13 protein-coding genes are annotated in these 20,339 nt (G+C 70.3%); 5 read left to right on the top strand and 8 right to left on the bottom strand.

The genetic code is table 11. The features are described from left to right. Positions 1-92 precede the first annotated feature (92 nt). The 4 genes from C1708_RS04860 to C1708_RS04845 form a co-directional block, all read right to left on the bottom strand. A complete protein-coding gene (locus tag C1708_RS04860; protein WP_106411481.1) occupies positions 93-824 on the bottom strand; it encodes an EcsC family protein in 732 nt (243 codons plus the stop codon). Between the two features lie 278 nt (positions 825-1,102). After that, positions 1,103-3,244 carry a UvrD-helicase domain-containing protein gene (locus tag C1708_RS04855; protein ID WP_106411480.1) on the bottom strand — a complete coding sequence of 714 codons (2,142 nt, stop codon included), beginning with the start codon at positions 3,242-3,244 and terminating at the stop codon, positions 1,103-1,105. An 88-nt stretch (positions 3,245-3,332) separates the two neighbouring features. Beyond that, a complete protein-coding gene (locus C1708_RS04850) occupies positions 3,333-4,925 on the bottom strand; it encodes a serine/threonine-protein kinase (protein ID WP_106411479.1) in 1,593 nt (530 codons plus the stop codon). Positions 4,926-5,026: 101 nt separating this feature from the next. After that, positions 5,027-5,506 carry an ATP-binding protein gene (locus C1708_RS04845; RefSeq protein WP_241911157.1) on the bottom strand — a complete coding sequence of 160 codons (480 nt, stop codon included), beginning with the start codon at positions 5,504-5,506 and terminating at the stop codon, positions 5,027-5,029. A gap of 129 nt (positions 5,507-5,635) precedes the next feature. On the opposite strand from C1708_RS04845, the gene C1708_RS04840 reads away from it, so the two are divergent. Further along, a complete protein-coding gene (locus C1708_RS04840) occupies positions 5,636-6,496 on the top strand; it encodes a helix-turn-helix domain-containing protein (protein ID WP_502696051.1) in 861 nt (286 codons plus the stop codon). Next, entirely contained in the window at positions 6,493-6,684 is a 192-nt protein-coding gene (locus C1708_RS04835) for a DUF397 domain-containing protein (RefSeq protein ID WP_106411477.1), read from the top strand. The genes C1708_RS04840 and C1708_RS04835 overlap by 4 nt, the downstream gene beginning before the upstream one ends. Positions 6,685-6,743: 59 nt before the next feature. On the opposite strand, the gene C1708_RS04830 is transcribed toward C1708_RS04835, so the two are convergent. The 4 genes from C1708_RS04830 to C1708_RS04815 all read right to left on the bottom strand — a co-directional run bounded on the left by C1708_RS04830 (position 6,744) and on the right by C1708_RS04815 (position 15,414). After that, complete coding sequence (locus tag C1708_RS04830; protein WP_106411476.1) at positions 6,744-9,926, bottom strand: type I restriction endonuclease subunit R; 3,183 nt, start codon at positions 9,924-9,926, stop codon at positions 6,744-6,746. Beyond that, positions 9,923-11,167 (bottom strand): restriction endonuclease subunit S, encoded by a 1,245-nt coding sequence (locus C1708_RS04825; protein WP_157951239.1) that lies wholly within the window; start codon positions 11,165-11,167, stop codon positions 9,923-9,925. Before C1708_RS04825 ends, C1708_RS04830 begins: the two co-directional genes overlap by 4 nt. Before the next feature lie 14 nt (positions 11,168-11,181). Next, positions 11,182-13,173 (bottom strand): type I restriction-modification system subunit M, encoded by a 1,992-nt coding sequence (locus C1708_RS04820; protein ID WP_106411474.1) that lies wholly within the window; start codon positions 13,171-13,173, stop codon positions 11,182-11,184. A gap of 105 nt (positions 13,174-13,278) precedes the next feature. Next, positions 13,279-15,414 (bottom strand): N-6 DNA methylase, encoded by a 2,136-nt coding sequence (locus C1708_RS04815; RefSeq protein ID WP_241911156.1) that lies wholly within the window; start codon positions 15,412-15,414, stop codon positions 13,279-13,281. A 279-nt stretch (positions 15,415-15,693) separates the two neighbouring features. Here C1708_RS04815 and C1708_RS04810 point away from each other — a divergent pair, with 279 nt between their 5' ends. From C1708_RS04810 to C1708_RS04800, 3 genes are all read left to right on the top strand, one after another. Continuing rightward, the gene (locus C1708_RS04810; RefSeq protein WP_106411473.1) at positions 15,694-16,926 is read left to right on the top strand and encodes a ParB N-terminal domain-containing protein; all 1,233 of its coding nucleotides are present in this window, start codon (positions 15,694-15,696) and stop codon (positions 16,924-16,926) included. Between the two features lie 481 nt (positions 16,927-17,407). Next, positions 17,408-17,959: a hypothetical protein gene (locus C1708_RS04805; RefSeq protein ID WP_106411472.1), complete on the top strand. Its 552-nt coding sequence runs from the start codon at positions 17,408-17,410 to the stop codon at positions 17,957-17,959. Positions 17,960-18,141: 182 nt separating this feature from the next. Continuing rightward, a complete protein-coding gene (locus C1708_RS04800; RefSeq protein ID WP_106411471.1) occupies positions 18,142-19,770 on the top strand; it encodes a ribonuclease HI in 1,629 nt (542 codons plus the stop codon). Positions 19,771-20,339 lie beyond the last annotated feature (569 nt).

Genomic DNA, 20,339 nt, shown 5'->3' with positions numbered 1-20,339 from the left:
CGCCCACCGTCAGGGCGACGAGGATCGCGCTGACGGTGCAGGAGATTCCGGAACCCGTGGGGCACGCCTCGTCCGCTCGGTCCGCTTCTTCGTCACTTCGGTTCCTCGGCCCGCAGGGTGCCGTCGCGCAGGGCCTTGTCGGTGGCCCGTCCGATGACAGCGGTCGCTCCCGCGTCCACGGCGCCTCCGACGATGCCTCCCAGGATCGGGATCCCCTTGGCGAGCGTGATCGCGGCGCGCTGGGTTCCGTACTTCGCGACGAGGTGGGTCCCGGCCTTTCTGTTGATTGCCCGGATCACCGTGATCGGGATCTTCTTGATCATCTGCTCGCCGAGCTTCTGGCCGACCTTCACGCCGAAGGACGCCAGGACGTTCTGCGCGCTCATCCCGATCGCGAGCATCATCGCGACGGTCCGCACGTGCGGATCGCCGATGTCCCATCCCCGGAGGTGCGCGATGGAACCGGCCATCCGCATGTTGATGGCGAGGGACGCGGCCACGTTCGCGGGGATCGTCACGCCTGCGGTGATCAGACCTCCGAGCCCGGTGACGAACCCCTGGGTCCCGGCTGCGGCCACGGACTCCTTGATGAGGCGGGCGACGACCGCGTCGATGTCGTCCTTCATGTCCTCGGAGGAACGGCGCTCCTCGTCGTCAGGTGCCCGGTAAGCGTCACCCTGCCGACGCGAAAGGCGGTCCTCGGCCCAGGTCACCGACCCCGTGACCGGCCCCACGCCGTTCACCATGACCTTCTCCGCGAGATCGGCGACCCACCGCCCGGCCCTTTCGACCGCGCCCTCGTCAGGAGTCTTCTCGTCGGCCATCACACACCCCTTCCGCGAGCGCCCCACCGAGGGCGTCCCGCACTGCTGCGGGCAGGAGGAGGAGTCCGGTCGCCGGCACCCCGGCGAAGCCGCGGGCGGCTGAAGCCACATCCCCCTTGCCACCGCCCGCCCACCCCTTGCGCCACGACGTCCGCCGCACCGCCCTTCGCGAGCTGAAGTGACCACACCTTCCCATGAAAATGAAAGCGTCGTCAAACCTCATTGGCTTGCTTGCGTGCGTTCGATCCGGAAACGGTGAGTGAACCGGCCCGGCCCGGCTACCCCGCCCCGCAGCCGGCCTCCACCAGGAACGGGCTCGGCTGCCCGGTCCACGAGACGTACAGGCCGTCCCGGGCCCGGGTGCAGGCGACGAACAGCAGGCAGCGTTCCGCGGCGAGGTCGGCCTCGTGCTGGAGCCGGTCGACCTCCTCCGGGGTGATGGCCGAAGGGTTCGGCAGGGCGCGGTCGTGGACGCCGACGACGGCGGTGTAGCGGTACTCGAGCCCCTTGAAGGTGTGCATGGTGCCCACGTTGACCGCGTCGTCCGTGCGGGCGGCTCCCGCACGGACCCGGCTGGCGGGGACGCCGGCTGCGATCAGACGGTCCTTGGCCTTCTCGCAGGTCTTGTTGAACCGCGCGCAGATCCCGATCTCCCCGTACGCGGCGCCACCGTCCACCCACGCGCGCACCTGCTCGACCAGGGCGTCGAGTTCGGCCTCCTCCGTCTCCGCCTCGTGGACGCGGGGCCCGGAGCCGTGCAGGGCGGAGCTGTACCCGATCAGGGTGTCGTGCCGTCCGCTGTCGGCCAGTTCGGCGAAGGGACGGCCGAGCAGAAGTCCTGTCGCCCAGCTGAGGATCTCCTGGGTGGACCGGTAGTTCTTGCGCAGCTTGGTCGAACGGCCGGCGACGTTGATGCCGAGAGACTTCAGCGACACCCGGTTGTCGTAGATCCGCTGGTGCGGGTCGCCCGCCACGAACAGGTCGTCGGGGCGCCGTGGGGCGGCCGCGCGCAGCATCCGCCACTGGGCCGGGTGGAGGTCCTGGGCCTCGTCGACGACGACGTGCCGGTAGCACGGCCCCTGCTCGGTCAGCAGGTCGGTGGCCTCCACGCAGGTGCCGAGGTAGGTGCGCAGCCCGTCCCCGTCCAGCCGGCGGGTGAACTCCTCCACGGTCCGCCACACCAGCGGCCGGGCGGAGGACGGCAGCGCGCTGCCGCGGCCCCGGCGCTCGCAGTGCTCGTACTCCTCCTGGGTGCGGATGCCCTGGGCGAGCACGACGTGCTTGTACTCCTGGGCGAGGAACTGCGGAGTGCCGGTGAAGCCGGTGGCCTGCGCGGCCTGTTCCCACCGGGCGGTCTCCTCGTACCCGGTGAGCGGCCGGCGTGAGGTGTTGACCACGCGTCCGGCGAAGGCGTCGACGGTCATGACGTCGACCCGGTCGCGCAGGTCCGGATCGTCGACGAGCAGACAGAGCCCTTCGGTGAGGGCGTCCACGAGGGCGTTGGTGAAGGTGGTGAGCAGGATGCGGTCGCCGTCGCGCAGGTGCCGCAGCAGGTGCCGCACCCGGTGGAGGGCGACGACGGACTTCCCGGTGCCGGGCCCGCCGGTCACCTGCGCGGGACCGGAGTACGACGGGCGGTAGGCGACCTTGTGCTGGACGGGGTGCAGGAAGACCCGCCAGGCGGCGAACGGCTTGTCGAGGATGTCGCGCAGTTCGTCGGCATCCGTGACGACGGCGATCCGGGTACGGGTGTGCGCGATGGCGGTCGCGTAGTCGGTGGTGTCGACGGGCTCCTGCGAGGCCGCGTCGGCCAGCGCCGGCACGACGACCTCCTGCCACGTCTGCTCGACGCTCGCGCCAAGGGCCAGGTGCTCCAGCACCTTGTACTGGTCCGGCGGGAAGAACCGCCCGAAGACGTCGAGCTGTTCCAGGCTGGTCAGCACGCGTGCCTGCGCGAGAGTGGTGGCGTCGATGCCGAGCGCGGCCATCTCCCCGTCGGAGACCTTCGCGAAGAGCCGCTGCTCCTCGGCGGGCGCGACGCGCTCGTAGGCAGGGGTCAGCTCCTCCAGGGTGGCGATCTCGCGGAGCTCCACGGCGCCGGTGACGGCGTTGATGGTCGCCTTCTGCCTCACCGCCCACTCGGTGGCCTCGTCGTGCGGGCCGACCCGCAGCAGCACGAAGGTGTCGCCCGTCTCGGGCGCGAGGACCACGCCGCGGTACCCCTGGGTGATCCGGATGGTCCGGATCTGCCGGTCCCTGGCGCCCTTGAGGGATTCCAGCTTCAGCCCCGGGTCCTTGAAGAGCTGGTCCAGGGTGAGCCGCTCGAACTTCTCCCAGGCGTCGAACACGCCGTTCCTGACATGCTTCTCAAGCTTCTCCAGCTGCTGACAGAAGGCCTTGTCGAGGGCGAGGTGCGGCATGCCGGGATTTTAGGCCGCCCCGGCGTGGCCGCGGGCCGTTCGGGCATTCGGGCGTTCGTCCACCGGTCTGCCGGCCGGGCTGCGCCGGTCAACCGCCGTCGAGTTCCCGGCGGAGTATGGCCAAGACCTCCGCGGCCTCGGCGGCCACGTCGTGGTGCGGGCCGTGGACGAGCACCACGTCCTCGTACAGGGCCTCCAGACAGGCCCGGGCCTCCCGCGGGTTGCCCTGGCCGATCAGCAGCACGCCGATGTCGCGGCGCAGCTCCACGGCCGCGTCGCTGACGTCGCTCTCGACGGCGCGTTCCACCTCCAGGACGGCCTTGAGCTCCGCCAGGGCCTCGGTCACCTGGCCGAGTTCGCCGCGGCAGCGGGCGGCCTGGGCGCGGCAGTCGCGGGCGGCCTCGTCGGTCGGCCCGTTGATCCGGCCGTACGCCTCGGCCAGCGCCTCGAACTCGGGCAGCGCAGCCCGGTGGTCGCCCGCCAGCTGCCGGCTGACCGCCCGGCGCCGGCGCAGCCGCAGGACGGCCTTGTTCTCGGCGCCCAGGGCCCGCGCCAGAGGCTCGATCATCTCGCCCGCGACCTCGGCGGCCTGCGTGTAGCGCTCCTCCTCCATGAGGGCGATGTAGTGCTCGTCGACCTCCCGCAACTGGGCCCGCAACAGCTCCCGCTCGGGCGGCGAGACCACGTGCTCGGCGACCTGGCCGGGCGCCGCCGCGTCCGGGGAGAGACGGGGACGGCTCTCGGCCCGGGAGCGGGGCGCGTAGGGGCGGCGGTAGAGCCCCGTCGGGTCCGGCGCCCCGGGCGGCCCGGCCTCCCCGAGGGCGGAGGACTCCCCGGGCGCGGGCAGGAAGGGCATCAGCCGCTCGTACACCTCCTGCACGTCCACCGGCCGGCTCTCCGGGGGCTTGCGGAGCAGGTGCAGGACCAGTGCCTCCAGCTCCTCCGGTACCTCGGCGCGTAGTTGCCGCAGCGGGGTGGGCATGGCGCGGACGTGCTGGTCCATCAGCTCGAAGTCGCTGTGCGCGCTGAACAACGGCGTGCCGCAGAGGAGTTCATGGAGCACGCAGCCGAGTGCGTAGAGGTCGGTGCGCGGGGTGACCCGGGTGCCGCGCACCTGCTCGGGCGCCATGTACTGGTGCGTGCCGATGAGCCGGCCGGAGGCCGTCAGCCTGGTGACGTCGGTCTGCAGGATCGCCGCGACGCCGAAGTCGAGGACCTTCACCGTGCCGTCCCGCGCGACCAGGATGTTGGACGGCTTGAGGTCGCGGTGCACCACGGGCACGTCGTGCGCGTACGACAGCACGGTGGCGACCTGCGCGGCGACCGCCACCGCCCAGCTGACCGGGAGGGGCCGCTCCTGGTGCACGTACCGGGTGAGGGGGACGCCCTCCACCAGCTCCATGACGAGGAACAGGTGCTCGTGGCCGCTGTCGAGGACGGCGTCGTACACCTGCGGCACGCCCGGGTGCTGGATGCGGGCGGTGATCCGCGCCTCGCGGCGGAAGCGCCGCTCGAACTCCTCGGCCAGCTGCGGCGTGGCGGCGACGGCCTGCGGCCGGATCCGCTTCACGGCGACCGGCCGGTCCAGCACCGCGTCGTAACCCCGCCACACATCGCCCATGCCGCCGTGGCCGAGCCGCTCCAGCAGCTCGTAGCGGCCCGCGATCGGTCTGTCCGGCACCTGTCCCCGCCCCGCGTCCTCACCGGCGCTCGCTCGTTCTCCCGAGCCCCGTCGGTCGCGGCCAGTTTCTCCGGAAAGGGATCACTGCGTCCAGCCGGGGCCTACGAGGGCGCGGCGGACGGGCCGGATCGCGCCACCGTTTCCAGCGTGTTCACCGTGTACTCGGCCCAGACCGTCTTGCCGGGGCCGTCCGGGCGCGGTGCGCAGCCCCAGCGGTCGGCGAGGGCTTCGACGAGGAGCAGGCCGCGTCCGCCCTCGCCGTCGTCCGTCGCGGTGGCGGGAAGCTGGGGGAGGCTCTCGCCCCGGGTGTCGGTGACCTCGATCCGTACGGTGCGGGTGGCCGGGGTGGCGGTCAGACGCAGGCGGAAGTCCCGGCCCGCCACGTGCCCGTGCCGCACGGCGTTGGCGCACAGCTCCGCGGCCACGAGCGTGACGGCGTCGTGCGCGTCGCTGTCGTACGGGACGCCCCAGGCGTCGAGGCAGTGCTCACACATGCGCCGGGCGAGACGGGCGCCGCGCGGGGTGGAGCTGAAACGCATCGTGAACTGGTGCACCGTGACGGGTGATTGCGTTGCGGTCATGCACTCACGGTGGCGTGGTGTGGCATAGCGTGACCAGGGGTGACGCGCTGACGCGGTGGGGAGTACCCGCGGGCGCACATCGTGTACGGGACGGTACGGCCGCGTGAGCGGGAAGTGGGGTGTGCGGTGTTGGAGGACAGGGAGAGCGGCGTCGACGCCGAGGTGCCGGGGCAACGGCACGCCGAGGACGAGCCTGCCAGGGGCCTGATCGGCGCGTTCGGGCGGCAGTTGAAGCTGCTGCGGACGCGGGCGGGCATGGAACGGGCCGAACTCGGCAGAAGGGTCGGGTATTCGGCGGACACCATCGCCTCGTACGAGCAGGGACGTCGGGTTCCGCAGCCTCGGTTCATCGAGCAGGCCGACGAAGTGCTCGGTGCGGGCGGGGTGCTGGTGGCGCTGAAGGGGGAGGTGGCGCGGGCGCGCTTTCCGGCCTTCTTCCGGGACATGGCGCGGTTGGAGGAAGAGGCCGTCTCACTCCATGTGTACGGAGCACTCGCCGTGCCTGGTCTGTTGCAGACCGAGGAGTACGCACGTGCGGTCTTCACCATGCGTAGGCCCCTGCTCGATGAGGCGACCGTCGAGCAGCGCGTATCCGCTCGCCTGGCCCGACAGGAGATCTTCGCCCGAAGCCCACTCCCGACACTCAGCTTCGTGATCGAGGAGGCGGTTCTGTGCCGTCCACTCGGCGGTGCGTCCACGCACAGAGGGCAACTGGAACAGATCCTTCTCCACGGCCAACGACGGAACGTGGAAATCCAGATCATGCCCACCACCGGCATCGAACACTGCGGCCTCGGGGGCCCGTTCACTCTGATCGAAACAAGAGACGGACAGCGGATGGCTTACGTTGAAGTCCAGCGGACCAGCCGCCTCTACAACGAGCGGGAAGAGGTGCGGGATGTCGAGGAACAGTACGGCATCCTCAGGGCGCAAGCCCTGACTCCGCGTGAGTCGATGGCTTTCGTCGAGGGACTTCTGGGAGAGAGATGAACCGCCAGGCAAGGGAGCCCCACTGGTTCAAGAGCAGCCACAGCAGCGGGGAGGGAGGCGAATGCGTCGAGGTCTGCCTTGCGCCGGACGCTGTACTGGTCAGGGACTCGAAGCGGGCAACGGGCCCAGTGCTCAGCGTTGACGCCAACGCCTGGTCCGCCTTCGTGGAGCAGGCCGCGCGCGGCTGAGGCAGACAGACGCGTCCTGGGGCACCGGCACCGGGTGGGTGCCGGTGCCCCAGGCGCTGTCAGAAGTCGTCCAGCCCTTCCTCACGGCGGATCATCCGCCAGGCCGCGCGGCGCGCACTGCGGTCGAGGTTGGACTTGAAGTCCCGGTCCGTCCCGAAGTACCGCTTGCCGAGCGTGTCGATCGTGGAGACATGGTCCATCATGTTCTCCTCGAACTTCTTGTCGAAGACGACGCCGAAGTTCTCCTCGTCGTTGACGAGGGCGGCGGCCCGGACCTTGGGGTCCTTCTTCGTCGCGTTGAAGGCCGGGAGGACGTCCTCCTCGGTGAACTCCGTGCCGAACTTCGCGTTGAACTTCTCGATCAGGTCCGATAGCAGCGACTTCTCGACGTCCTTCCCACCGCCGACCCCGTCACCGAACCCCTTGAGCTCGGCCGGGCCTTCGGGCACGAGGGACTTGTCGTGCTCGCCGGTCTTCTCGACGCGCAGGTGGCTGAGATCGACCTCCCCTATGTCGACGCCACCGTCCGCGAGGCGCGGGAGCCGGTTGAGCAGGTAACGCCCGTACAGGTACAGCCGCTCCAGGTCGGCGTCCTGGTAGGGGACGATCTGCGCGAGGAAGCCGTACTTGCGGACGTAGTCGTTGAGGTGGGACCGGAACTCCTCGGCCGTCTCGACGTCGTCCTCCTCCTCGCTCTCCAGGAGGGCGCTGAAGCGGGTGACGGCGGGGGAGAGGAGCCGGTACAGCTCGGCGTGCAGCTTCTCCCACTTGGCCTGGGAACCGCCGGCCTTCTCCTGCGCCTCGAAGTACGCGGCGACGAACTGGTCCATGTCCTGCTCCGAGATGATCGGCGCGGACATGACGCGGCTCTGGGCCGTGTAGAGGAGGTTCGGGTCGGAGGGCAGGGTGAGCGCCTCCTCGAAGTACGGGCGGAACGCGTCCTGGATGTCCTCGGCCTCGTTGACGAAGTCCAGGACGGCGAGGTCGGCCTGCGACTTGCGGTCGGCGGTGCGGTTGAGACGCGAGAGCGTCTGCACGGCGGCGATGCCGGTCAGCGTCTTGTTGACGTACATCGTCGTGAGGAGCGGCTGGTCGAAGCCGGTCTGGTACTTCTCGGCGACGACCAGGATCCGGTACTCCTGCTGGCCCCTGCCGCCGGCCTTCGCGGCCTTGTCGTCGGCGCGGGTGTAGGCGAACGCCTTGGGCAGCGCGCTCTCCGGCAGACCGCCGTTCTCCTTGCTCTCGGTGGTCTCCTCACCGTCGAGGGTGAGGGAACCGGAGAAGGCGACCAGGACGCCGAGGTCCGGGTACTTCGTGTCGTACGCGCGGTCCGCGATGTAGCTCTTGATGGCGCGGGCCATCTGCACGGCGGACTGGCGGGACGCCGTGACCACCATGGCCTTCGCCCGGCCGCCGAGCCGGCCGCGGGTGTGGGCGACGAAGTGCTCCACGATCACCTGCGCGTGCTGGGACACCGTGTGCTCGTGCAGGAGTGCGAACCGGGCGAGCAGGCTGTTCGCCTTGGAGGGGTCGACCTCCTTCTCGTCGCGGTTGAGGTTCGCGAGCTTCCAGTACGTGTTGTAAGTGACGTAGTTACGCAGGGGGTCGAGGATGAAGCCCTCCTCGATGGCCTGGCGCATGGAGTAGGTGTGGAAGGGGCGGTAGACGGTCTTGCCGTTCTCCACACCTTCCGTTCCGAAGAGTTCGAGGGTCTTGGACTTGGGGGTAGCCGTGAAGGCGAAGTAGGAGAGGTTGGCGGCCTGTGAGCGCTCGACCGCCTTCGCCTTCAGCTTGCCCTCCACGGTGACCTTGGTCGCGCCCTCGTCGTCCGAGTCGGCGTCCAGGCCGAGGTCGCGCAGGGCGGACTTCACGGCGGTGGCCGCGTCGCCGGACTGGGAGGAGTGCGCCTCGTCCACGATGATCGCGAAGCGGGTGCCCTTGATCTCGGTCGGGTTGCCCTTGATGTAGTTCAGCAGCGCCGGGAACGAGTGCAGAGTGACCGTGACGATCTTCCCGGTGTCCCGGGAGAGCGCGCGGGCCAACTGCTCGCTCTTCGCCCCCTGCTTCTCGTCGATCTTCACGACCAGGCCCTCGGTCTGCGAGAAGCTGCCGACGGTCGCCGAGAGCTGGGCGTCCAGCGCGCGGCGGTCGGTGATGACGATGACCTTGTCGAAGACGGGCTCGCCGGGCTTGATGCGACCATCGGCGACAGCCTCGGCGTCGAGGACGGCCGGGTCGGTGTCGGCGTGCAGGTCGCTGAGGCGGTGGGCCAGCCAGCCGATGGTGTTCGACTTGCCGGAGCCGGCGGAGGCCATGATCAGGTAGTTCTGGCCGGCGCCGTGGATGGACGCGTGCGCGGTGAGCTTGCGGACCACGTCCCACTGGTGGAAGCGGGGGAAGATCGTCGTCTTGGTGGTGCCGCCACCGGGCGTCTTGTGCTTCTGCTGGTGCACGAAACGCTGGAGGAGGTCGAGCCAGTTGTCCCGCTGCCAGACCTCTTCCCAGAGGTAGGAGGTGGCGTACTTGCCGTGGGCGGTCGGCGCCGGGTTGCCGGCACCGCCAGGCTGGCCGGGGCCGTTCGAGCCGGTGTTGAACGGCAGGAACCGGGTGCTCTTGCCGCGCAGTTGCGTGGTGACGAAGACCAGGTCCGGATCAACCGCGAAGTTGGCGATCACGCGGCGCGTGAAGATCAGTTCGGTCGGATCCCGGTCGGTCCGGTACTGCTCCTTGGCCTGCTCGACGCCCTGGCCGGTGAGTGGGTTCTTCAGCTCGGCCGTGGCGACGGGGATGCCGTTGAGGAACAGGGCCAGGTCGAGGCGGTGGCCCCAGTCGGCCTGCTTGGTGGCGTAGGGGAGCTCCCGGACAACGGTGAGGCGGTTGGCCCGGTAGCCGTCGAGGACCGAGTCCGCGGAGATGAGATTGGGCTTGAAGTAGGCGACGCGGAGCCGGACTCCGCGGTCCTTCACGCCGTTGCGGAGGACATGGAGGAGGCCGTCGTCGGCGATGGCCCGGTCGAGGCGCTGCGCGAATCCGCGCTGTGCCTCGTTGGGGTTGCCGCCATAGACGGTGAGGAGTTCGTCCCATTCGTCGGGCTGGGTGGCACCGATGAAGGTGAACAGCTCGTTGGTGTCGAGGCCGAGGTCGGCTTGGTAGTCCTCGGGGTTCGCCTCGCGCCAGCCGCGCTCGCAGAGGGCGGCGACGATCGCGGAACCGAAAGAGGACTCGTCGTGCACGGGGCTCATACGGAGACTCCTTCGGCTACGTTGCGTCCGCTGGCGGTGGATACGTCGAACTGGCCGGTTACTGCGGCGGTGATGAGGGCTTGGCGGCGTTCGGCGAGTAGCTTGATCGACCGCTGCAAGGCATTGCGTACGCGCGCCGTTCTTGAGAAGTCCCTATCGAGTTTCCGCGCCGTTGACGTTTGCACATTCAGGGGAGCCTTGGGCAAGACGCAGTCCTTTACAACGGCTATGGGCAGGTTGTTGGCCATACCCTCTCCTCCGGAGATTCCCATCTTGATGTGCTCACGCACCATGTGGCTGCGAAGCATGCGGGCAACGAATTCGGCTTGTCCCAGCCTGGAGTCCAAACTGAGCCGATAGACCTTGTCGCACAGGAGCAAGTTGTGCTCGAGCCTAGGGACGATGCCAACACTGCCAATGAGCTCCGTTGAGCCGCTTGCTCGTGACATAAGGAGGTCGCCCTCCTTTAGAGCGTATTCTTTGCGCGGCGAAACTTGATCCGGGAGCGCCTTATGCTGTGTAGGATCGAAAATTCCTCCATTGACGCAACCGGCCTTGACTACTCCCCATTCTTGTCCGGATACTTGCCGGTCATCGCATTGAGGTGACCATCCTTGTTCGATGCGCAACAAAATGTGGCGGAGTCGAATGGAGCCGTATTCCTGCGTCAGGTTTTGGTAGACCTCGGAAAGATTACTGACGTCTCTGTCGGCAAGGAGTTGGGACTGGTCGGACTGCCTGAAAGCGAGGTCATCGATGCGGGCGGTCTCGGCGTCGAGGAAGTCGGCAATGTGGCGCTGCTGTTCAACGCTGGGGAATGGGATGTGCAGGTCCCGAATTTGTCCCTCGTTGACATAGGGAAGTGCACCCCCCGCCGAAATCTCGCCCAAATCAATGGTGCTGAGAGCGTACAGCCAGAAGCGTGGCTCGCCAGAGTTGGGGACGATAGCCATCAGATTGTTGTCCATCGCTGCCGGAAGATCGAGCAGGCGGCGGGGATTCTTGAGCATGGCGGCTCCCACCTTGGGGAACACGATGGCTCCCTTGGGTGCCAAACGGGCGCCGAGCGAGGCAAGGTCTGCCTGGTCCACCCAGTTCTGGGCAGTTACCAGGTGATATCCCGAAACCGCTGAGGCGAGGTCGGATACTTTGAGGAACGGGTGTGCTCCCGACGTTTTGCCCTGATATTGGTGCGGAAAGCCAACTCCGCTGATCAGTCGGGCGACGCGCCCGACCTTCATGTCCGGCCAGGGAGTCATTCCGTCACCTCGCTCAAGAGGCTCTGAATCTCCGCCTCCAGCGCCTTCAACTCCGCATCGATCTCCGCCAACGGCCGAGGCGGCTCATACACATAGAAGTGCCGCGTGAACGGGATCTCGTACCCAATCTTCGTCTTGCTGTGGTCGATCCATGCGTCCGGCACGTGCGGGTGAACCTCCTGTGCCAGGTACTCCTCGATGTCCTCTTCCAGCGGAACGTTTTCATAGTCCCGAAGTTCCGAGTCCGACTCAGGCTGCCCCTTGACGAGCTGCACCTCGCCCTCCGGATCCCGCACTCCGATCACATCCCGCAGCGCCTTGTTGAACGGCGCCCCCGTCGGCCACGTCCCGCCGGCCTGGACCACCGCATCCTTCAGGGTCAGCCAGGCCTCCTGCTTCGTGGCCCAACTCGTGCCCACCAGGGACTTGAAGGCGTCCGCCAAGGCCGGGGCCTGGGGCAGCTTCTGGATCGCCTTGGACGCCTCCAGTGCCGCCAGCGTCTCCTCCGTGATCTCGAACCGCAGCTTCAGCGGGCGTTCCACCGTGATCCGCTGGTAGCCGAAGTCCTCGTTGCGGAAGACCTTCACCTTGCCGTGCAGTGGGTGGTCCGCGTCGTCCACCACGGCCAGGGCCTCGCCGTACAGCTTGACGATCGTGGCGATGTGCTCCTTGCCCAGATGCTTGCGCTTGTCGCCCAGCGACTTGCGCATCTTCTGCCACTGGTCGCGGGCGTCCAGCAGGACGACCTTGCCCTTGTGGTCCGGGCTCTTACGGTTGGTCAGGATCCAGAAGTACGTCGAGATGCCGGTGTTGTAGAAGAGCTGGTCCGGCAGGGCGACGATGCCCTCCAGCCAGTCGTTCTCCAGGATCCAGCGGCGGATCTCCGACTCGCCCGAGCCGGCCGCGCCGGTGAACAGCGGTGAGCCGTTGAAGACGATCGCGAGGCGCGAGCCGCCCCCGCCGTCCACGTCGACCGGCTTCATCTTCGAGATCATGTGCTGGAGGAACAGCAGTGAGCCGTCGTTGATGCGCGGCAGGCCCGCGCCGAAGCGGCCGGCCTCGCCGAGTTCCCTGTGTTCGCGCTCGACCTCGTCCTTGACCTTCTTCCACTCCACGCCGAACGGCGGGTTGGCCAGCATGTAGTCGAAGGTCTTGCGGGCGTGGCCGTCGTCGGAGAAGGAGTTGCCGAAGGCGATGTTCTCCGGGTCCTGGCCCTTGATCATGAGGTCGGACCGGCAGATCGCCCACGACTCCGGGTTGAGCTCCTGCCCGTACACCTCCACCGTGGCGTCCGGGTTCAGCTCCGTGATCAGGTCGTCCATCGCGGAGAGCATGCCGCCCGTGCCACACGCAGGGTCGAGGACCGTGCGCACCGCGCCCGGAAGCTGGAGCGCGTCGCCGTCCGGGGCGACGAGCAGCCGCACCATGAGCTGGATCACCTCGCGCGGGGTGAAGTGCTCACCGGCCGTCTCGTTGGACTGTTCCGCGAAGCGGCGGATCAGCTCCTCGAAGATGTAGCCCATGTTGTGGTTGGGCACGACCTCGGGACGCAGGTCCAGGTCGGTGAACTTGCCGATGACCTGGTAGAGCAGCCCCGCGGTGTCCAGCCGCTTGATCTGCTGGGCGAACTCGAAGCGGTCCAGCACGCCGCGGGCGTTGTCGGAGAACGCACCGACGTACACCGCGAGGTTCTTCGCCGCATTCTGCGGGTCCGCGGCGATCTTCTTCAGGGTCAGGCTCGACCGGTTGTAGAAGGAGTGGCCCGAGGCCCGGCGCAGGAAGCGGTCCGGGTCGATGTCACTGTCCTTGTGCTGCTCCGCGATCTGGGCGACCTTCTCGCGGGTCGGCTCCAGCACGCACTCCAGTCGCCGCAGCACCGTGAACGGCAGGATGACCTTGCCGTAGTCGGACTGCTTGTAGTCCCCCCGCAGGAGGTCGGCGACGGACCACGCGTGGTTCGCCAACTCCGTGTGCTTGCTGCTGTTCAAGACTTCTTCCGTTTCCCTTCCGGGGCTGCTACGGGTGACTGTGAGCGCGGCGGGAGGGAGGTGTTCCTCATCCGTCCGCATCAGAGGTGGGGGTGGTTCCAGAGCCTAGGTGGGCTCCGGCACCAGTTGTCCGCCCGTGAGCCCCCCGCTCACGAGCCGTGCCGTCTCCTCGGCCAAGTCCCGTGTGCGCCGCGCCTGTTCACGCAGCGCCTCCACGTGCCGGAACGCCTCGCCGTACCGGCGCTGCTCCTCGAGGGGCAGCAGCGGCACGCGCAGGCGACCCGGTGTGACGTGGAGGGTGGAACTGCCGGTCGAGGCGCCGGCCAGGTTGGCCTCGGCGCTGAGGAAGCCGAGGAGGAACCAGGGGTCGAGTCGTGCCGGGTCCGGCCGGAACAGGTGGACGCCGGGTCCGAGGAGGGCGCCGGCATCCGTCTCGCCGGCAACGCGCGCTACGGGTCCGGTGCCGCTGACCAGGTTGCGGAGCAGAACGTCGCCCACCGCGATCTCGGGCATCTGCTTGGCCTGCACATCCAGGACCGATCCCGTCGGCTCGCTCCCGCGAGCGATGTCACCGCCCGTCAGCGTGCGCCAGCGATTTCCGCTGTAGGTACCGTTCTTCGCGGCGTTCGCCTCGGGCTCGAAGGCCGTCGGCGGAACCGGAGCCGAACGGAGAAGTTTCAGGGCCCCGCCCCGCGCCAGGTCGGCCACTGTCGCCGTACGCCACTCCCGTGCCGAAGCCCCTGCGGCGTCCCACCGCGCCATGCCCGCCAGCCCGGCCACCGTCCGCACCGCCGCCGCCAGTCCTTCGCGGGCCGCCGCGGCCTCGCGGGCCACTTCCTGCGGGTCGACGTCCGCCTGCGAGGCCCGCACCTGCCGGGCCGGGGTCACGTCGACGACCTCGTCGAGCAGGTCGACGACGCTCACCGCCCGCGCCACACCGGCCCGCGCCTCGAAACCGTCCGGGTCCTCGGCGTACGCCGTCCACGCGGAGAGAATCTGCTCCGTCACCCGCGCCCAGTCCACCGAACCCGAACGGCTTCCGCCGCGTCCCGGCGCCGACGGCTCGCCCGCCGCGTCGACGAAGAGCACCGTCTGGTGCGCCGGCCGGGCCGGCTCCGGGCGTTGCAGTATCCACACCTGCAGACCGATGTGGAGCGGGATCGCCGCCCCCGGCGGCAGGGACGCCACCGCGCGCAGCGCGCCGCTGCGGATCAGTTCGGCGCGGATGCGGCGGCCGGAGGAGCGGGACGCCGTGGCCGGCGGGAGGAGCAGCACGGCGTGGCCGCCCGGTTCGAGGTGGGCCAGCGCGTGCTGGACCCAGGCCAGCTCGGACTCGGCGCGGGGCGGGAAGCCGTACGCCCAGCGCGAGTCGTAGGCCAGTTCGTCGTGGCCCCAGTCCCGGTCGCCGTAGGGCGGGTTGCACAGCACGGCGTCGACGGTGAGGTCCGGGAAGGCGTCGGCGCGCAGGCTGTCGCCCGAGCGCACGGTGACGTCCGCGCCTTCCCCGGCCGTCAGGGTCAGGCCGACCGCGGCGCGCCGCGCCTGGACGGGGAGGCTGTCCTGTCCGTACAGCTCGCGCGCGCCGCGCGCCGCCGCGGCCGTCAGCAGGGTGCCGCTGCCGCAGGCGGGGTCGAGGACGCGGGCGGGGGAGCCCGGGACCAGGCGGGCCAGCAGGTCGGCGAGCGGGGCCGGGGTGCGGTAGGCGCCGCTGGCGGCGCTGTCCTCCAGCTCCCGCTCCGCCAGGACGCCCAGCGCCGTCTGCGCGCCCTCGTCGCGGACGCAGAGCAGCAGGGCGCGCAGGACCGTGGCGTCGGCGTCGGTGAACCGGACGGGTTCCGCGTCCGGCACCACGTCCGCGGCCCCGGCCGCCGCGTCGCTCGCCTGCTTCAGCAGGTCGGCGTCGGGCAGCGCGAGCAGACCGGTGAGGTCGTCGGCGGGGCGGCGGGCCGCGGCCAGGACCAGCAGGAGCAGGTCGGACGTGCCGGCGACGGCCCGCTCACGGAGGCGCAGGGTGGTGCGCAGCTCCCCGCTGGGCGTGGCCGCCGTGTGCTGTCCGCGGGAGGCGAGCCAGGCGCGGACCTCCTCCAGGTCGTACAGCGGGCTGCTGTCCGTGCCGCCCGAGGGCGCGGGGAAGTCGTCGTGCCGGCGTCGCCAGTTGCTGACGGTGGCGCGCGTGACCCCCGCGATGCGGGAGATCTCGGCGGCTGTCACCTGGGCGGACGGTGCGGATGGCTGCGGCATGGATGAGTCCTGGCTCCGATGGTCGGCGTGGTCACACCCTACAGCACACGTCAACTCGTGCAAGCTGTTGGACAGTGCTTTCGCGTTCGTGTTTACATGGACTCGCTTCCGTCGGTGAGCAGGACTCTGCGGCGTGAAGCGTCACTTCCTTTGCCACAGCCATGTCCTTGAGCGCCGCCCAGCCCCTCGCTCCACGCCGTCCTTCCGGCGGGACGCCGGGGGACGCGCGGCGCCCCGGGGCCGGGTGACGGCTGATCGACCACCACCCAGGGGGGACCCATGCGCCTGACCATGCCGAGCGGCATCCCGGAAGGAATCCCGCTCACCGTCATGCCGTTCCGCGAGGACGCGGTCATCGGCACCCTGTCCCTCGCGACGCTGGTGCGCCTCGTGCCGTCACCGCGTCAGGAGGAGGACCCGCGCGCCCTCAAGGCCGCGTCCGGGCACGACCGGCGCCGCGCCGAGCTGCGCGCGACCGTGCAGCGGACGCTGAAGTCCCAGAAGGGCAGGAACATCCCGGACTACGCCGAGTACATCGCCGCAGGCATCCTCGGCAAGCACGGCTCCGCCTGGTCCACGCCCCCGATCACGCTCTGGCACCCGGGCGAGATCGCCGCGATGAGCGACGAGCTGGTCCCCGGCTCGGGCCTGCGGACGCTGACCGTCGCCCCGGACGCCATGGTGATCGCCATCGACGGCGAGACCCAGACCACCGCCTGGCACGACATCTACCGGGACCCGGAGTCCTTCGGCCTCACCTACACCGAGCTCGGCCGGCGGGTCCGCATCCCCTTCGAGCTCTACCTGGGGATCTCCCCGGCGGACGCGCGGCAGATCTTCTACGACCGCAACGTCAAAGGCGTCGACGTCGCCAAGAACCTGGCCATGTCCATGGACCAGCGCGACCTCGCCACCCGTCTCTCCTACACCGTCGGCGAGAAGCTCGAGGTCGAGTCGGACGGGCAGCGGATGCCGTTCGGCAAGCTGGTCAACGCCGGCAAGCGGCAGCTCACCAGGACCGACCAGGAGGTCGTGACGCTGTCCGCGCTGCGGGCGCTGATCGTCACCACCGTCTTCGGCAGCAAGGGCGTGGAGTACTCGGCGGCCAACGTCCACGAGGGCAACCTGCCGTCCAACACCGACGCCGACGAGGTGGAGGCAGTGGTCGTCCGGCTGGTGTCCCGGCTGATCGGGGGCCGCTTCCCGGACTTCGCCCGGCGCAGCGCGATCACCGCCCCGGCCGTGATGGCGGGCCTCGGCATCCTGCTGCACCGCGCGACTCCCTGGTGCGACCCCGGCAAGGCCATGAGCTACGAGACGGTCGAGCGCCTGCTCGCCGACGTCCGCTGGGAGCGCGAGCCCGCCTACTGGGAGGGCGTCTGCGCCAGCGTCGGCTCCTCCGGCCGGCTCAACTTCAGCGGCGGTGTGAGGGACTCCGCCGGCCGCGTCGCGGGCGCGCTCCTCGACCCGCACGGCGAGCTGGGCCGGAAGATCCGGGGCCTGCGGAGCTGACAGTCCCACGGTGCGGGTTCCCCGATGCCGGGGCCCGCCTGGACGAGGCCCATCCGCGGGCACGGTCCACGACTCCCGCGCCCGCGTGTCCGTGACGCCCGGGCTGTGACGCCGCGCCCAGTTCCGCCGGCGGGAGCGCCCTCTCCTCCCGCTTCTCAGTCACTTCCCTTCCCTCCCCATCCAGACAAGGAACGACCCCATGAGCCACCCGAACATCCCCGGCACGCCGCCCTCTCCCTCCCCTTCGTCCCCGTGCGCTGTCTCCGCCGTGCCCACGGGCGGTCCCCGGCACCGGACGGCGGCCGGTCGGGCCCCGGTCGCAAGTGCGCCGGGCGCGGCGCCGCAGACGGCCCCCGCTTCCGCGCAGCCGCCGGCCGGGAGGGAGCCGTCGCGGCGCGGAGCGCGGCCCATCCACGGCGCCTCACCGCTCCTCGCGTCGATCGCGGCGTCCCTGACCCGCCCGCGCAGGACCGTCCTCGCCGTGGCCGCGACCGTCGTGGGCTGCTCCCTGAGCGCCTGCTCCACCACCGGCGGCGCTCAGACCGACACCGAGCCGCCGGCGGCCACCGTCAGCGCCTCGCAGGACACCCGGAGCGCCGAGGACGCGCAGGACGTCCAGGACGACTCCGGCAGCGACACCATCATCGTCGCGCTGGACAAGACCGCCACGTGGAACAACGGCGTCAAGGCGCACCTGAGCGGCTTCGGCCGGGGCACCTCCGGCGAGTACGCCAGCCCGTCCGGCGAGGCCTACCTGGCCTTCTCCGTCACCCTGCAGAACGGCTCCGAATCCCCGATCGACCTGACCCTGGTCAGCCTGTCCTGCCCGGACGGAGCCGAGGAGATCTTCGACACGGAAGCAGGCTTCGACGGCACGCCCGACGCGCACCTGCTGCCGGGCAAGTCGCAGACCTGGAAGACGGCCTGCGCGTTCCCCGAGACGGCCAGGAACGCCCAGATCGAGATCACGCCGGCCGACACCTCCGGCTCCGGCTGGTACCGCACGGCCATCTTCACCGGCCAGGTGCGGTAGCCCCGACCGCGGACGGAGCCTGCCGGGCGCCGTCGCCGGCTCCGCACGGCGGCGGCGCACACCCCCGCCGGCACCGGACGCCCGGACGCCCAGGTGCCGGATTCACGGGCCCGCCCGCACCCGCGCCGGTCACACACCCCGCACGGCCCCGCTCACCACCACCCGCGACCCGGAAGGCCATCGTGACGATCACCGAGCACACCGAGCTGATCCGTCGCTTCGCCGACGACTTCACCGCCTTGCAGGAGGCCGTCCTCGCCCGCATGAACGGGGTCTGCGCTCCGGAGACCGCCGCGGTCCTGGACCACGCCTCGCTCACCGGCCCCGTCACCGCCGTCCTCGCCCACGCCGACGTCCTCGCCCGCGGGGCCGTCCGGCGCGCGGAGCTTTCGGTGCAGCCCCCCGAGCGGCTGCGACGGCTGCGCGCCCACGCCCGCAGGGTGCGACGGGCCCGGTCGCAGGCGGAGGCCCGGTACAAGGAGCAGCGTGCCCGCCGCGTCACCGACCGTTCCCGGCCGGCTGACCCGCTGGAGCTGAGGGTGGCGCGCACGGCGTTCGCGGTGGCCTTCGACGAGGCCCTGCGGCAGGAGCTCCGCGACAGGGGGCTGCCGGACGGCGCACCGCAGGCGCCGGAGAGCGGCCTCGTCCGGTGGGCCTGGGACCGGAAGGAGGCAGGCGGCGAACCGCCGGCACCGGTGCGCGCACTGCGGGACTGCGACGACGACGCCTTCGTCCAGGCCCTCCTGCGCGACGCCCGGGAGGAGGAGAACCCGCACCTCCCGCACGACGCGGTGGTCGAACGGTGGAGCCGTCACGCCCGCGTCGCGCTGGCCTGGGGCCGCTACGCGATCGGACAGGCCGAACGGGACGCGCTCGCCCGCTCCCTCTCCGTACGGCGCACCCGGCTCGACGCCCTGGACGACGCCTACCAGGACACCGCGGTCCTCGCCGCCCGCGCACGCGAAGCCCAGCTCCGGGCCACGGACCTCCACGACCGGATGCGGGCCTGCGTGACCACGGGGCCCTTCGCGGAGCTCGTCGCGCAGTGCCGCGCCGCGGCCCTGACGCGCTTCGCCGAGGCCGAGCCCGAGGCGTGGCACCGCGTGCGCGAGCTGACCGCGAGGCACCGGGCGGACTGCCCCGAACGGGCCGACGACTGCCCGCGCTGTCACCGCGCTCTCGCCGCCGTCCTCGCCGACACCCCTCCCGCCGGCACGGCCGAGGACGACGACGAACGTCCGACGGCAACGCTCTCGGTCGGCGAGGACCGCTACGCCCTGCTCGCCGACCTCCCCGACACCGCCGTCGTGGCCGTCGCCGACGCCGCCGTCGGCGACGAGTCCGCGCTGTGCGGCTACGGCTGGGCCGCCGAGGACGGGACCACCGGTCACGGCGACTCCCTGGCCTCGAGCAGCGGTGAGGCCGAAGTCATCGGTGTCTGCGCCGCCGCCCTCAGCCTCCTCGAGCGCCACGAGGACGCACCCGTGGTCCTGCTGTGCGACAGCATCGAGGCGGTCAAGGCGGTCGACGCCGCCCTGCGCTCCGCCGACCCGGAAGCCGCCCGCCGCACCCTCCTCTTCCCGGAGAGCCGGCAGCTCATGGACCGCCTGGTGTGCCACCGTCACCGCGTCCAGGTCCGTTGGCTGAAGGGCCACGTAGGACACGACCTCAACGAGACCGCCGACGCCTTCGCCCGCCTCGCCCTCCGCCGCGCCACCGGCCGCATCCCTTCCTCCGCCGCCCGGAAGGAGGAGGCGCGGATCCTGCGCTCGCTCGGCTCCGGGGCCGGCCCCCTCTCGGTCGCCGCCTGAGCCCACGCCGTCCGCGGACGGCCCCACATCGTGAGAAACGGTCCTCCCGCCCCTGGACGGAAGTGAGTGACGTCCTTCATGGCCCGCCCCCCTCGGCGTCTCTTCCGCGATTTCCCTATCCGCATGCACAAGACCTGGAAAGCAACTGCCTTACCGGACGAGTGAATTCGGAGAAGTCGCGGAGGCAGGAAAATTACTGATCGCTCGTCAGGTCAGAGGCTGCGACGGTGTTCCTGCCGTTGCCAGGCGCTGCTCATACAGCGAAGCATTCGGTCGATGCGCCTTCCTTCAGGCGGGGGTGAAGAGGGTCTTCGAGAAAATCGGGATGGTCGAGAAGTGCCGGGTTTTCTTCTGAGGAGGGCACGCATGAGGGCAGGGCCGCCCGTCGAAGGGGAGGCTTGGGGATGTCGCGTGCTCGAGCGGGCCGGACGGGTGGGAGGGTGCACACCGGGGGTGACGCCGAGGGGGCACGGGCGGCAGCTGCCGCAGTGGTGCGGCTGGTGTGTCCGGAGAGCGCCGCCCGGACCGTAGTTCCATGGGCGACCCCCAATCTCTCCGTATCACCGGCA

Source organism: Streptomyces sp. DH-12, assembly GCF_002899455.1.
In the GTDB taxonomy this organism is placed as follows: Bacteria; Actinomycetota; Actinomycetes; order Streptomycetales; family Streptomycetaceae; genus Streptomyces.
The sequence above is the reverse complement of the archived record's forward strand: the minus strand, read 5'-3'. Positions and strand labels throughout refer to the sequence as shown.